The following is a 15,038-nucleotide window of genomic DNA, read 5'->3' as shown; positions in this document are numbered from 1 at the left end:
GGAGGGAGGGGGGAGTTAAATATAATTATGAGAAAAGGAGAGAGAGAAGAGAGAAAAAATAGAAACAAAAAAACATATACAAATCCTGCTCGGGAGATTTTTCTCCCCCCCCCCCCCCCCCCCCCGACTTATGTGCTTTATAAAAAATAAAATCACTTACGTTCTGGGAGCTTTGTTTTTTATAATGGTTTTAACCTCAGCCGTTTCAATATGGCGGTTCGGGCTTGTTCCCTTAAGGCATTCTATCGTCTGCAATACAAAACTCCATTTAAAATTTATGAAGATAAACAAAAATATAGAACGCCTTAAAACAAAGACGCGACTGATTATATATTACGAAAAAGTTAAGCCTTTAAATTACCGCTATAAATTAAAACAGACTTTAAATAAAACAGAAATACTTGTAGGAAAAATAGATTCAGGATATAAAAATACCGCAGCATTTATTAAAAAAACAGCGCCGTATGCTAATTACGACCCCAAAATCGTAAAAATATTTGAAAAATCTTATTTTCAATGGGAAACCTTCGGTAAGCCCGACATTAAAAACTTTATAAAGTATCCAGTATATATTGCCCCGATAACGTCATACAGACTTTTTTCAAAATATATTCTTATGCCGGTATCTTCCTCGATTATGCCGTCAATGGCGCCAGCTTTGGAAGCGTTATCATATTTCAAATATATTATTAATATGTACTTTTTCGTATTTATCCTCGGAACCATTATCATAATAATGGTTGGAATTTTACTCGCATATTATTTTAGTAAATTATTCATCGTCAGAAAAAGCGAACAAAGATTGAAAACATTTTTTAGTAAACTCCCCGTTCCGTCGTTAATCGTTAACGTCGAATCCGGTCTTATTATAGACGCAAATAAAAAAGCAGTAGAGTTTTACGGCTATTCTAAAGAAGAATTTACGCATATGACTATTGCCGTTATAAATCCGTTTATATCGATTGAAGAGAAGATAGATTTCATGGCAAAATCCTTAAACGAGGGCTATAATTTTGCTATTTTTAAACATAAACTCAAAAACGGAGAGATAAGGGATGTTGAAGCGCATATCTCCGGTATTATATACGACAATAAACCTTACGTTCAGGCTATTATAACGGATATTACCGAAAAAATAAAAGCGCAAAAACGAGTAGAACGATTATTTAATTTTAATGCGGCTCTGGCCATGATAAATCAAACAATCGCGGAAAGCGCTGACGAAAAAGAGATGCTTAAATCCGTTTGCGAACTTGCCGTTAAATATGCCCGTCTTAAACTTACATATATTGGAACGCCTGATGAGGATGAAAAACTCCGGTTTCTTGCATCGGCCGGCGAAACAGGTTATCTTGACGGAATTTTTATTTCCGTAAATCCAGACATTCCCGAGGGTCAAGCTATATCAGGCAGAACATGGCGGGAAGGTAAAATGCATTATGCACAGTCTTTTATGGGTTCGCCTTTTTTATCGCCTTGGAAAGAACGCGCCGAACGCTTCGGCATAGAATCAGCCGCTAATTTGCCGGTTTACCGAAACGGTAAAATTTGGGGATTGTTCGGAGTATATCATTATGAGGAAAACATATTCGACGAAGACCTGAAAACCCTGCTCGAAGAAATAGCCAAAAACATATCCAGGGGGCTAGACAGAATAGACGTTTTAATCCGCGAACATGAACTTATGGCGGCGCAGGAAGCCATTCTAAACAACACGATAGCAGGAATATCGATTACCGACCAGAACAGGCTTTACATAAACCTAAATAACAGGTTTGCGGAGATATTCGGTTACGGAAGCAAAGACGAACTGCTTGGGCAGTCGGCCAGGCTCCTTTATTTTGACGACGAAGAATATAACCGAGTAGGAGAATTTTATAAAAATATTTTCTTAGAGAAAAAAACCGCTACTATTTCGCCTATTTATTTTAAACGCAAAGACGGAACGGCTATATGGTGCGAGATGTCAGGTTCGCCGGTCAGCATAAACGGTCAGGACGCAGCGATTTGGACTTTATACGATATCACGGAGAAAAAGCTTTTAGAAGACAAACTTAAAGACTCCGAAGAATTGTTCAGGACTTTAGCGGATAATATGCCGGAGGGGCTTGATATGCATACGGAAAAATTTATATACGCAAATCCGGCATTGCAGGCAAAATTAGGCTACTCCGAAGAAGAATTAAAAAATATGTTTTTCTGGGATATATTAGCCGAAGAACATAAAAAAACCGCAAAAGACGCGATTAAAAAAGGTCTTGTCGATATAGATTATAAGCATTACGTCACGTTTAAAGTATTTAAAAAAACCGGCGAAGAATTATGGATGTATATTTATGCAGGTTCGGCATTATATAAAGGGAAAAGAGTAAGAATTGCAACTTTTACCGACATTACCGAATTAGTCCAATTAAGAAAACAGCTCGAAAAAGAAAAAGAATCTTATAAAAATATTTCCGAGAAAGACGACCTTACCGGCATCTTTAACAGAAGGAAGTTTAAAAGCTCTTTGGAAAGACTGATCAAAATAGCTGCCAGATATAAAAGACCGCTGTCTTTAGTAATGTTCGACATAGACAGGTTTAAAGAGATAAACGATAACTTCGGCCATCAGGCAGGCGATTCCGTTCTCAGCGAATTAACCGCGCTCGTCGGAACAGCCCTGAGGGATACCGATATCCTTGCACGATACGGCGGGGAGGAGTTTATGGTCATAATGCCGGAAACGGATATTAATGATGCGGAAAATATTGCCGAAAGAATAAGAAAGACGGTCGAAAACCGTATATTTAAATATGCAACTTCGGTAACGATAAGTCTCGGGGTCGGCCGGTATGCGGACGGCGAAGATGCGGACGGGTTTATAAAAAGGGTTGACGGCGCACTGTATAAGGCCAAACAGGGCGGAAGGAACAGGGTATGTATAGTATAAGTATATAAGCAGTATAAAGTTCTGGTAAGAAATAATAAAGCAATAAAAGGAGGCTTTATGATATTGAAAAACAATAGAACGATATATATTATAGAGGGCTTATTTTTAACCGCTGTTTTGCTGTTCGCCGGCATTTTATTATATTTCGGCCCTGTTTCCGTTAAAAAAACTTCCGCTTTCCATTCAGAACTTTTACTAAAAATAACGAAATTAAATAAAGATATAGACCTTGTTAAAAGCGGGGTAGTCAAGTCCATATATTACGGGAGTTTAAAGGATTCGCCGCTCCAAAAAACACATCTTAAAAAAGTTCTAAATAACTTAGGCCTTAATTTAAAAAAGACGGATAAACAGTACAAAGAACTTGACGTATTTATCAAAAAAAACAGCGACCTTTTAAAGAATAACCGTCAAATTATATTATATTTTAATAAATCATACTTTCAATGGAAAAATATCGGCAAGCCGATTCTCAAAATAATTATAAAATACCCTAAATATATATCGTCAAGAATATCGTATAAGCTTTTTTTAAAACATACCCTTTATCTCTGTCATTTGCCTACCTCAAATATTATCAAAGATACGAAATCGGAATTTAAACGGGATATTAACATCGCTATTTATGCATTTATAGCGGTTACGTTTGTCATCATATTGTTTTTAATTTTATTTTTTTATTACTTTAATAAATCTCGGAAAATTTTATTAAAAAATGAACAAAAATTCGAGTCTTTTTTCTATAATCTGCCGCTTCCTTCTTTTATTGTTGATATTGAAACCGGTCGTTTTATTGATGCCAATGATGCCGCCATAAAATTTTACGGTTATTCAAGAGAAGATTTGCTAAATATGGATATAAGCAGGATAAATGTTTCCAACACCCCTCAAGAACTTAAAATTTTCAGAAAAACGATGGCGGCAGAGGGGGGCGGAGTTACTATTTTTCAGCATAAACTTAAAAACGGTGAAATAAAAATAGTCCAACCTTATATAGCCATAATTACATTAAATAACAAACAGTGTTTATTAGTAATAATTTTGGACATAACCGAAAAAACGGCAAACGAAAAATGGATGCGCACTCTATATACAGCAATAGAAAACAGCCCTGATTGGATGATGGTAACCGATAGTCTTGGAAATATAGAATATGTTAATGGCGGCGTAGAAAATATAAGCGGATATAAAAAAGAAGAGTTAATAGGGAAAAATCCGAGAATTTTTCAATCAGGATTGTATAGCGCCGAAGTTTATAAAACTTTCTGGGATACGATAAATTCAGGAAAAGTTTTTAAAGTTATTTTGACAGATAAAAGAAAAAACGGCGAATTATTTACTTTAGATGCAACAATAGTTCCTATCAAAAATAAAGAAGATTCTAAAATTACAAATTTTGTATCAATATCTAAAGATATAACGCGAGAAAAGAGATTAGAAGAAGAAGTAAAATATATCTCGTTTTATGACCCTTTAACCAAACTTCCAAATAAGAATCTCTTTACCCTTACCATTGATACTTATCTTAATACCAGGGGATATAAAGAGAAAGAACTGAACATTTCTCTTATAATAATTGATTTATATAAATTATCCTATATTAACAATACTTACGGATACGATACCGGAGACAAACTTTTGCAAAGTTTTTCAAAAAGATTAAATAATGTCACGAAAGACGGAGATATAATTGCAAGGATAGGAGGGGATCAGTTTGGAATACTATTTGTTAATTTACAAAATAAAGAAGATATTTTACAGATAATTAACAGGCTCAAAGAAGAATTTAAAAATCCTCTGCATATCGAAGAACGACCAGCGTCCGAATCTGCAATAGAAAACCGCAAAGTCAAGCCCGAACCGTTCAACGTTTCTTTTACCATGGGGATATCTATCTTTCCCGACGACGGGAAAAATGCTGAAGATTTATTGAGAACGGCGAGTATTGCGCTTCTGAGCGCAAAAGAGCAGGGGGAAGGAGAATATGAATTTTTTAAAGAGCCTATGAACGTTCAGGCATCGGAATTTTTAGTTATGAAAAATAGCATAATAAACGCATTTAAAAATAATGAGTTTTTAATCTATTACCAGCCCTACTTCGACATAAAAACAGGCAAAATAAAAGGCATGGAGGCTCTGGCAAGATGGAACAATAAAGATACCGGCATTATATCTCCCGTTAAGTTTATCCCTCTCATCGAGAAGATGGGGTTTATAAGGCAGTTCGAGGAGTTTTTAATAGATAATATCTGCAGGAGCTTAAAAGAGTGGAAAGAAAGCGGATTTAACATCGTGCCCGTTTCCATGAATATATCGCCTGCCAGTTTTAAAAAAGAAGGGTTAGTCGAAATGATTGTTTCCGCATTGGATAGATACGGAATCCCGCCGTCATTGCTAACCGTTGAAATAACGGAAGGCCTGTTTATAAAAAATTTAGATTACGCCGTTAAAATATTAAATATTTTTAAAGAAAAGGGGATTAAGATTTCATTGGACGATTTCGGCACGGGTTATTCCTCTTTATCTTATATAAAGAATATACCGGCGGATTTTATCAAGATAGATATTTCGTTTATAAGAGGAATGATGGAAAATTTCAAAGATTCTGCAATAGTGAATACCGTCGTGGTTCTGGCTTCAAATCTGGGCATGAAGACTATCAGCGAAGGTGTGGAAACCGAAGAACAGTTAAAAATATTAAAATCTTTCGGATGCGATATCGTTCAGGGGTATTTATTTTCAAAACCCGTTCCCGAAAATGAAATTTTAGAGTTTTTAAAAGCATAAAAAATTAATAAAAATATTAAACGAATAATATTAAACGAATATTTCGTAAATTAAAAAATATGCTATAATAAAAAAAATAATATCAAAGAAATCGTAAGTTCATGAAAGAATCCGTTTAAGATAATTTAAGTTTAAAAAATACAATTGAAAACCATATATTCAAATATGTAACGGCGGTAACGATAAGTCTTGGGGGGTCACCGGTATGCGGACGGCGAAGATGCGGACGGGTTTATAAAAAAGGGTTGACGGCGCCGTGTTTTATATTTTCTGTGAATGCAGTTATGCTTTTTCTGTTTTAAACCGGTTTTTTCTTTTTTTATATAATAGCTATTAAGTTTATTAATTAATATGTCGGAAAAAATAAATAACATTTTTACCTCTATAGCCGAAGTATATGATTTCTGGGGGCATGTATTCAGTTTCGGAATCGACGGGCTTTGGCGTCTCGAAGTAGCAAAAGAAGCGGTTTCCTCGGATAACGGTAATTTAGGCGATTACAGAATTCTCGATGTCGCTACGGGAACGGGTTCTATTGCCATAGATATATCCAGAAAAGCAAAAGCCGCAAATAAACATGTCGAGATAGTCGGCGTAGATTTTAATGCCGATATGGTCAATATCGCCGAAAATAAGATTAAAAAGAAAAAGATAAACAATATTTGTTTTAAAGTAGAGGACGCCATGGATTTAGTCGAACCGGGATGCGCCTATGACGTAGTTACCGCAGGTTTTTTGCTGAGGAACGTGGACGACGTAGAAACATTTTCCGACGAGCTGAGAAGAGTTTTAAAAAAAGGAGGCAAATTTATTATACTGGAAATGGGCAGGCCGGAGAATAATTTTTTCAATATTTTCTTTAAAATATATTTTATTTTTATAAGATTAATAGGCTCTTTTATAGATAAAAAAGCATATGAATGGCTTACATACAGCATACTGGCGTTCGACAGAAAAAAAATGCTTAAAATACTAGGCGAAAAAAGATTTAAAGACTTAAAGATTAAAAATCTTCCTTTCCATATCGGCTTTATAATTACCGGAATAAAAAGTTAAATAACTTTATATAATTTTTTTATAATAAGCCGTAATAATTATGAATAAAAATAAAATAACAAGCTGTATAAAAAATATTGACTTATGACTATTAAGTCATTATAATAAAAATATACGATGAAAAAAAGCAGAAAATAAAGACCTGATAAAAAGAAAAATAAATCAAATAAAATCATGAAAATTAAAAGTTGCATTAAATATGCAGATAGATATATATATAAATATTCGATTAAAACGATACTTATAATCGTATTTGCCGCCGTCTATTTTACGGCTTCATTTTTATCTCCTTTTGCCGCCAAAGGCGCATACGCATTCTATCTTAAACCGGTCAGACATTCGGGCAGGCTGATTACATTGAACGAAGCTTATAAGCTTGCCGTTAACCGCAACGACACCATAAAAGCCGCAAAAGAAAGCTATTATCAGTCGTCACTTTTAAAATGGTCTGCCATAGGTATGGTTTTGCCGGATATTTCGCTTAAATATACCGACCAGAGAATGCATAAAAATTCGGCTCCGGTTCCGACGCAGTTTGCGCCGCTTATGGGTAATATATTTTTATTCTTTTTTCCTAACTACCAGTATAGTTTTACGTTAAACGAACCTCTGTTTAACGTCGGCGCTATTCCGGCTTATATGGCGGCGGAAAATAAGGAAAAGTCTTCTAAAATGTCTCTTAATAACGTTTCCGCAGGCACTCTTTACAGCGTAGCGGTTGATTATTATACCGTTTTAAACGACGTAAGCTTAATAAAAGCAGACCATAAAACGTTTAAAGAAGCAAAAGCCCATCTTGAGCTTACTACCGCAAAGCTTAACGCGGGACTTGCTATTATAACCGACCTTCTGCAGGCAAAATCTCAGTTTTATGCTGCAAAGCAGGAGCTTATAAGCGCTAAAAATAAGTTAAAATCGGATAAGGCGGCGCTTGCTTCCCTGCTGGGCGTCAGCCGCCATTTTATAACGACTAAGCCTAAACAGCCCCTGTTTAAAAAAACCGAACTTCGCAAATTAATCGTTCTTGCATATAATAACAACCCCGGTTTGAAGTCCCTGAAATTTGCCCAAAAATCGGCATCCGACCAGACGGCGTATTACGAGTCCCAGTATATTCCGAAAATAAATTTTTCGGCTTCATACAACGCTTTGTCAAACAGCCACTTTATTCCGGCGGGTTCTACTAATTTTTGGACGGCCGGCGCTACCTTGACTATGCCTATATTTCAGGGCGCTAATAGGATTATTTCCATAGAAAAGACGCGTTCCGAGGCAAACGAAGCTATGTATGATACGCTTCAGGAAAAGAGAAATCTTAAAGCTCAGGTAATATCGATGTTCTATAACGTAAAAAGTTTAAAATCGCAGGTCGGTACTCTTAGGCACGAAGAAAAATTTGCTTCTAAAAATTTTACCCTTGTAGAAGAAGAATTTAAAGCAGGAGTGGCTACAAGCGTCGACGTTGTTACTGCGCTTGCGGAACTTACGAGGGCGAGGCATAATCTGCTTTCGGCAAAGCTCGATTATTACGAATCCGTTTTGGATTTAAAAAGACTTATCGGTTCTTTTAAAAGAAAACTTATAGATATGAAAATCGATAAATTTAACTAAATTTAAGATATTTTATAGAAATTCAAAATAATATGTAATTTATGTAATTTAATAATCAATTAACCAATTCAATAAATAACGAATAAATAATTAATCGGGTGGTTCTGAATGAACGGAGAAAACGAAAAAGCCGAAACGGCGCAAAACGACTCTTTAAAAGAAGCTGACAGCAAATTTACCAAAAAAAATATTATTACCGCTTCTATTATACTTTTAATTGCAATTATAGGCGGTATATTCGTACTAAGATGGTATATTTTCGGGCTTACCCACGTATATACGGAAGATGCCGAGGTTGACGGACATATAGTCTCAATAAGCACTATGGTTCCGGGCAATATAAAAGCAGTTTACGTACATAAAAACGAAATAGTTAAAAAAGGCGAGCTTATAGCCCGCATTAATGATTCGACGTATTATCCCGAAATGCTTCAGGCTAAAGAAAATTATAAACTTGCAAAGGCAAAACTATTTAGCGCCGGAGGTAATGTTGCGCAATTCATAGGAAACTCTTATAACGCATACTACATTAACAGGCTGTCTTATACGACTGCTTCGGCAAATCTCCATAAAGCAAAATTATCGTATATACTTGCCAAAAAAAATTATTTGAGGGGACTTGCCCTTTTAAATAAACAGTTTATAACAAAAGAACAGTTCGATACCCTTGATACCCAGTATCTAATTTCAAGACAGGCTTTTATATCGGCTCAGTCGGCACTTAGAACCGCAAGAAGAAATTATGTGGAATCCAGATATATAAAGAGCGTTTCTTACGCAAACAAACTGACGACGCTTATTCCTATAGAAAAGGCAGTTAAGGTAGCTCAAGCCGCTTATAAAGTTGCTCTCGCCAACTATAAAAATACTTTTATATATTCGCCTATAAACGGCGTCATAACCGAAAAAATGTCTTACGCAGGCGAATATGTTACGCCGAGTACACCTATAGTTATGGAAAATAATTTGAAGCGCGTCTGGGTAACTGCGAACGTAAAAGAAACAGTCATAGGTAACGTTAAAAAAGGAGACCCTGTTACTATTACGGTAGACTCTTTTCCAGGAAAAGTTTTTAGAGGTACGGTTAAATTCGTAGGTTCGGTTACGACCTCTAAATTTGCATTAATTCCTACAAATAACCCTTCGGGAACATTTACAAAAGTAACGCACAGGCTTCCCGTCAGGATTGAGATATTAAACGACAAAAATCATCTTTTAAAGCCCGGCATGATGGTCGAAGTAACTATAAATACGGCCGGTAAATCCGGAAAATAAATACTTTTAGGAGATACCCGATATGAATATGAAAACTATGAAAAAAAATAAATCAATATTATTTCCTTACATTTCTTATATATTTATAGCTTTTGCGTATCTATTTTTTTTAAGCCCGATTTTCTTTATGCCTAAAGCATACTCATATAATAATTCACAAGGGAAATATCTTTTCCATTATTATAACTGCGACGATTGCCATTCCGTCGACGGCGTCGGCGGAAGCCTCGGACCCTCGCTTTCTAATTACGGTAATATGGTACCTGATTTTAACTGGACGGTACGGCAGATTAAACATCCTAATTCCCACTTTAAAAGAGGCGATAAAATAAGTATTCAAGGCAAAACGTATTACGTTATTATGCCGTCTTACAGCTATATACCTCAGTATGAAGTAAACGAATTGGCTTCTTATCTGGAATCGTTAAAGAAATAAAATATAACGTTTGTTACGGACTACTTGACTTCGTTTTTATTTTTCTCGTTTCTCAAATTTTTCGACGGCTGAATTATGCTGTTATTAGTGCCGGCGTCGTTATTGCCGTAAACCATGCCTGCGTCTCCGTTTTGGATCTGCAGACCGTTTTTAAATACCAGGTTAGTCCATGGATACGTTAAATCTATATCGTATTTTGCAAATTTTTTCGCTATTTCAAAATTTATGTCGCTTATAACATAATGTCTTCTTATAGGAGATTGTATCCATACTATAAGATCAAGGTCAAATGAAGACGAACCGAAACCTACGAACCATACGGAAGGTTTAGGTTCTCTCAAAACTTCAGGATTTTCATCGGCTATCTCAAGCAAAACTTTTTTTGCAAGGTCTAATTTCGATGCGGTTTCTTCTATTCCCAATGGTATATGCAGTCTTATTTTTGGGTCTTTGTGCGACCAGTTTATAACGTTGGAGGTTATAAAATTAGAATTAGGGACGATTATCGATATATTATCCCTAGTCGTAATAGTCGTGCTCCTTGCCCTTATGTCGCTTACTATACCGTCGTATCCGGCAACATCGACGTACTCGCCTTCTTTTATAGGCTTTTCGAACAAAATAATTATGCCGGAAATGAAGTTGCTTATTATATTCTGCATTCCGAAACCTATGCCGAGACCTATGACGCCGGCAAGAAAAGCCAGCGAGCTTAAGTTTATGCCTAAAACCTGAAATGCTATAAAAAAGCCGATAATTAAAATTATATACTTAATAAACCTGATTACGGTTTTTACGAACGATTTGTTTATAGTCCTGTTTTTTCTGAACTCTTTTTTGATGATATAGGCAAATAAAAACGATATTAAATAAGACGCCAGTATTATTATGAGGGATAGAATTATAGACAAAAGTCTTACTTTATCGCCGTCTATCGTATAAACTTTGTCTCTTAAAAATTCAAACATAATATGAATATTAATCCTGTTTATTATAAATTATAGTTATTTTTTTCTATCCGATATATTATAATATATAAATCAAAATTAAAAAACTGTAAAATAAAACTGTAAAATAACGCGTAAATTCATGGAAAAATTATAAATGATAAAAAGAAGACCGACTCGGACGATAAAAATAGGCGGCGTTGCAGTCGGTTCCGAAGCGCCTGTCAGCGTGCAGTCGATGACTAATACGCTCACGGAGGATTCCGCCGCCACCGTAAAACAGATAAAAAATTTAGAAAGTTATAACTGCGAAATAGCAAGGGTGTCGGTAAATACGGCTTTAGCCTCAGAATCGCTTAAGGAAATTATAAAAAACGTAAGCATTCCGATAATCGCCGATATTCATTTCGACCACAGGCTTGCGCTTGCATCGCTGGAAGCCGGCGCTGCAGGTTTAAGAATAAATCCTGGAAATATAGGCGGCAAGCAAAAAGTTAAAGAGGTCGTAAGCGCCTGCAAAGATAAAAACGTGCCGATAAGAATAGGCGTTAATTCTGGGTCTTTAGAAAAAGGAATTCTGGATAAAAATAAAGGGGATTTTGCCGCTGCAATGGTTGAAAGCGGGTTAAAGCATATTAAAATATTAGAAGACGAATCGTTTTACGATATAAAAATTTCTTTAAAATCGACTGATGTTTTAACTACGGTAAGGGGTTATAAACTTTTAGCCGAAAAGATAGATTATCCTTTTCATATAGGCATAACAGAAGCGGGAACGGTATTTTCCGGAGCGATAAAATCTGGGGTAGGACTCGGAATACTGCTCTATGAAGGGTTAGGAGATACTATAAGAGTGTCGCTAAGCGACGACCCTGTTATGGAAGTTATCGCCGGATATAATATACTTAGGGATTTAGGTTTAAGGCGTGGCGGGGTTCAGCTTATGTCCTGTCCGACGTGCGCCAGAACGGAAATAGACATAGTAAACATAGCTAAAAAATTCGAGAAGATTTCCGCTAAGATAAAGTCTGATATAAAGGTAGCTATAATGGGGTGCGTAGTAAACGGACCCGGCGAATCAAAGCATGCCGACGTCGGAATTGCCGGAGGTAGAGAAAAATCCGTTTTGTTTTCTAAAGGAAAGGTTATAGGAAAATTTGATAATAAAGAGATATTAAAAGCGTTAATAAGCCGGATAGAAAACATAACCGGCGAAAAAATAGATTATAACGACGACGATGATTTAAAAAATTAAGAAACTAAATAAAATAAACTATAAAATTGTAAAGAAAACGTTAATTATTCATTAAATAAAATAATTTTATATACAATTAAATATAAATATAAAATATAAAGGAGTCTATAGTGCGATATTCACATTTTTTTATTCCTTCTTTAAAAGAAGACCCTAAAGAAGCCGTTCTTAAAAGCCACAAACTGCTGCTAAGGGCAGGTTACGTAAGGCAGTTGTCCGGCGGAATATATACATACCTGCCTCTCGGTTTAAAGAGCCTGCGCAAATTAGAAGATATAATAAGACGGGAGATGAATGATGCCGGCGCCGTAGAACTCTCCATGCCTTTCGTTCAGCCGCTGGAAATATGGAAAGAATCGGGAAGGGATGAAGATTACGGCAAAGAACTTCTGCGTTTTAAAGACAGGCAGGACAGAGATTTTTGCTTAGCTCCTACTTATGAAGAGGTAATTACGGATTTGGTTAAAAAAAACGTGAAGTCGTACAAGGAACTTCCCTTAACTCTTTATCAGATTCATCTTAAATTCAGGGACGAGATGCGTCCGAGATTCGGTCTTATGCGCGCAAAAGAGTTTATTATGAAGGATGCTTACAGTTTCGATGCCGACGAAAAGGGATTAGACGAAAGCTATAAAAAAATGAAGCATGCGTATGAAAATATATTCAAAAGATTAGGGTTCGATTTTAAATTTATTAAAGCCGAGGCAGGTGAAATCGGAGGAAATTATTCCGAAGAGCTTATGGTTTTTTCCGAATACGGGGAAGACAAAATAGTAATATGCAATAATTGCGGCTATGCGGCTTCAATCGACGAAGCGGAATCGGTTTCCGATTATAACGGCCCGCTTGAATCTTGCAGACAGCCGAGAATGACCAAACTTTCTACTCCGGATAAAAAATCGGTTGAAGAGGTGGCGGAATACCTTAAAGTGGACAAAACCTGTTTTGCCAAGACGATAATATATGAATCTGAAATAGGTTTTATTGCGGCGTTGGTAAGGGGCGACAGGGACATAAACGAACGCAAACTAAAAAAAGCTGTAAAAATTAAAAATCTGTTTCTTGCAAAAGAGCAGGACGTTGAAAAAATAACGGGAGCGCCTTGCGGTTTTGCCGGACCTTTCGGTTTAAAAAAGCAAAACGGCCATACAGGCGTCAATGCTAACGGCAATACCGGCAATGACGATGCGGCGGATATTAATGCAGGTGACGGCGGCAATATACTTATAGTAATAGACGAGGAGATTAATAATTCGGAATACTGGATTACCGGCGCCAATGAAAAAGACTGGCATATGGCAAACGTTAAACCCGGACGCGATTTTAATTTTGATATAGTTGCGGACATAAGAAGCGTGCAGGCAGGCGATAAGTGCGTGAAATGTCAGGGAATATTAGGCATAAAAAATGCCATTGAACTTGGTCATATATTTAAACTCGGAGAAAAATATTCAAAAGTTTTAAGCGCAAAATTTCTTGACGAAAAAGGCGAGTCTAAATATTTCGTCATGGGCTGTTACGGTATCGGCGTCGGCAGAACTTTACAGACACTCATTGAGGTATTTGCCGATGAAAACGGTATCAATCTTCCAGTTTCCGTAAGTCCTTTTGCTTTAGCAGTCGTCAATCTTAACGTTAACGACGAAAAGATTACGGAAATTTCCGAAAAAATTTACGGAGATTTAACCTCTATGGGGGCAGACGTACTTTACGACGACAGAAAACTGTCCGCCGGCATTAAACTTAAAGATATCGACCTTATCGGAATTCCTTTCAAGATAGTCATAGGAAACAGAACCGTCAAGGAAAACAAATACGAACTCGAAATAAAGAAAGACTCCTCAAAAGAAACCTTCGACAGTCTCGATGCTTTATACTCAAGAGTCAAGCAGCTTATTTTTTAAAGGGGTCAGATTTATTTATTCTCATACTCCCGACTGCGTTTGCTGATTTAGCGAGATAATAATCGGTAATAATCGTGTCGTCGAAAAAGGTGTCAGATTAATTTTACGCAACATCTTTAATCGTTAATTGTTCCTTTTCGTATGCGTAAAACAAAATCTGACACCTTTTTCTATTTATTCTCTTACTCCCGACTGCGTTTGCCGTTCCGTTATTGGTTTGCCTTTTTTAAAATAGTCTTAGAATAAAAAAGCCTAAAAAGACATAAACTTTTGTCTTTTTAGGCTTAAATTTATACTGCTTTTTACTTTTTCGTCACTTATTTTATAAAATTTAAATCGGACGAACCGCCCGTTTTTATGCTCAGCCGAAACCGCTGCTGTATCCGCCGCCTCCGCACGAACCGCCGGATGATGATCCGTAGCCTGCTGAACCGTATCCGCTTCCGCAACTGCTGAATGAGCTGACTCTTTTGACAGGTTTTTCCGCTCCGCATATCGGACATTTTATGTCCTCGGCTTTGTCGCTTAGTCTTTGATAGACTTCAAATATTTTTCCGCATTTTTTGCATTCATATTCATATATCGGCATAATAACTGTTTACCTCCTTTTATAACTTTTTAATTCGCAGTCCCATTATAATTTACTTTATAAGTATTATACCATATTTATGACGTTATTGCGAGTATTTCTTTTTCCTTAATCCTGAAGAAAAAGGTGTCAGATTAATTTTACGCAATATCTTTTATCGTTAATTGTATCTTTTCGTATGCGTAAAATAAAATATGACACCTTTTTCTTGTTTCTTGCGCATTTTTCTAATCATTATAACATATT

General features: G+C 36.2%; 10 protein-coding genes. 8 read left to right on the top strand and 2 right to left on the bottom strand.

Going from position 1 to position 15,038, the window contains the following annotated elements:
- Positions 1 to 130: 130 nt before the first annotated feature.
- The 6 genes from EVJ48_07585 to EVJ48_07560 all read left to right on the top strand — a co-directional run bounded on the left by EVJ48_07585 (position 131) and on the right by EVJ48_07560 (position 10,097).
- On the top strand, positions 131 to 2,932 hold the full coding sequence (locus EVJ48_07585; GenBank protein ID RZV38194.1) for a PAS domain S-box protein: 2,802 nt from the start codon (positions 131 to 133) through the stop codon (positions 2,930 to 2,932).
- Between the two features lie 57 nt (positions 2,933 to 2,989).
- Positions 2,990 to 5,719 carry a bifunctional diguanylate cyclase/phosphodiesterase gene (locus EVJ48_07580; GenBank protein RZV38193.1) on the top strand — a complete coding sequence of 910 codons (2,730 nt, stop codon included), beginning with the start codon at positions 2,990 to 2,992 and terminating at the stop codon, positions 5,717 to 5,719.
- Between the two features lie 351 nt (positions 5,720 to 6,070).
- Positions 6,071 to 6,775: a ubiquinone/menaquinone biosynthesis methyltransferase gene (locus EVJ48_07575; protein ID RZV38192.1), complete on the top strand. Its 705-nt coding sequence runs from the start codon at positions 6,071 to 6,073 to the stop codon at positions 6,773 to 6,775.
- A 174-nt stretch (positions 6,776 to 6,949) separates the two neighbouring features.
- Positions 6,950 to 8,386, top strand: a complete 1,437-nt coding sequence (locus EVJ48_07570; protein ID RZV38191.1) for a TolC family protein — start codon at positions 6,950 to 6,952, stop codon at positions 8,384 to 8,386.
- 108 nt (positions 8,387 to 8,494) lie between these two features.
- Positions 8,495 to 9,661, top strand: a complete 1,167-nt coding sequence (locus EVJ48_07565; GenBank protein RZV38190.1) for an HlyD family secretion protein — start codon at positions 8,495 to 8,497, stop codon at positions 9,659 to 9,661.
- A gap of 22 nt (positions 9,662 to 9,683) precedes the next feature.
- Positions 9,684 to 10,097, top strand: coding sequence for a c-type cytochrome (locus EVJ48_07560; GenBank protein ID RZV38189.1), 414 nt, complete (start codon positions 9,684 to 9,686; stop codon positions 10,095 to 10,097).
- A 20-nt stretch (positions 10,098 to 10,117) separates the two neighbouring features.
- On the opposite strand, the gene EVJ48_07555 is transcribed toward EVJ48_07560, so the two are convergent.
- Positions 10,118 to 11,065: a mechanosensitive ion channel gene (locus EVJ48_07555; protein RZV38188.1), complete on the bottom strand. Its 948-nt coding sequence runs from the start codon at positions 11,063 to 11,065 to the stop codon at positions 10,118 to 10,120.
- A 136-nt stretch (positions 11,066 to 11,201) separates the two neighbouring features.
- Between EVJ48_07555 and EVJ48_07550 the strand changes: the two genes are divergently transcribed.
- Positions 11,202 to 12,299, top strand: coding sequence for a flavodoxin-dependent (E)-4-hydroxy-3-methylbut-2-enyl-diphosphate synthase (locus EVJ48_07550; GenBank protein RZV38187.1), 1,098 nt, complete (start codon positions 11,202 to 11,204; stop codon positions 12,297 to 12,299).
- A gap of 95 nt (positions 12,300 to 12,394) precedes the next feature.
- Complete coding sequence (locus EVJ48_07545) at positions 12,395 to 14,203, top strand: proline--tRNA ligase (GenBank protein ID RZV38186.1); 1,809 nt, start codon at positions 12,395 to 12,397, stop codon at positions 14,201 to 14,203.
- Positions 14,204 to 14,564: 361 nt separating this feature from the next.
- Here EVJ48_07545 and EVJ48_07540 read toward each other — a convergent pair whose 3' ends face one another.
- Positions 14,565 to 14,792, bottom strand: a complete 228-nt coding sequence (locus EVJ48_07540; GenBank protein ID RZV38185.1) for a zinc ribbon domain-containing protein — start codon at positions 14,790 to 14,792, stop codon at positions 14,565 to 14,567.
- Between the last annotated feature and the right edge of the window lie 246 nt (positions 14,793 to 15,038).

This window comes from Candidatus Acidulodesulfobacterium acidiphilum, from assembly GCA_008534395.1.
Taxonomy (GTDB): Bacteria; SZUA-79; SZUA-79; order Acidulodesulfobacterales; family Acidulodesulfobacteraceae; genus Acidulodesulfobacterium_A; species Acidulodesulfobacterium_A acidiphilum.
Note: the sequence above shows the minus strand (reverse complement) of the source record. Positions and strands in the feature narration are given on the sequence as shown.

Coding starts and splice junctions, on each gene's coding strand:
- EVJ48_07550 (RZV38187.1), top strand. CDS start 11,202: ATGATAAAAAGAAGACCGACTCGGACGATAAAAATAGGCGGCGTTGCA.
- EVJ48_07560 (RZV38189.1), top strand. CDS start 9,684: ATGAATATGAAAACTATGAAAAAAAATAAATCAATATTATTTCCTTAC.
- EVJ48_07575 (RZV38192.1), top strand. CDS start 6,071: ATGTCGGAAAAAATAAATAACATTTTTACCTCTATAGCCGAAGTATAT.
- EVJ48_07585 (RZV38194.1), top strand. CDS start 131: ATGTGCTTTATAAAAAATAAAATCACTTACGTTCTGGGAGCTTTGTTT.
- EVJ48_07555 (RZV38188.1), bottom strand. CDS start 11,065: ATGTTTGAATTTTTAAGAGACAAAGTTTATACGATAGACGGCGATAAA.
- EVJ48_07570 (RZV38191.1), top strand. CDS start 6,950: ATGAAAATTAAAAGTTGCATTAAATATGCAGATAGATATATATATAAA.
- EVJ48_07565 (RZV38190.1), top strand. CDS start 8,495: ATGAACGGAGAAAACGAAAAAGCCGAAACGGCGCAAAACGACTCTTTA.
- EVJ48_07540 (RZV38185.1), bottom strand. CDS start 14,792: ATGCCGATATATGAATATGAATGCAAAAAATGCGGAAAAATATTTGAA.
- EVJ48_07580 (RZV38193.1), top strand. CDS start 2,990: ATGATATTGAAAAACAATAGAACGATATATATTATAGAGGGCTTATTT.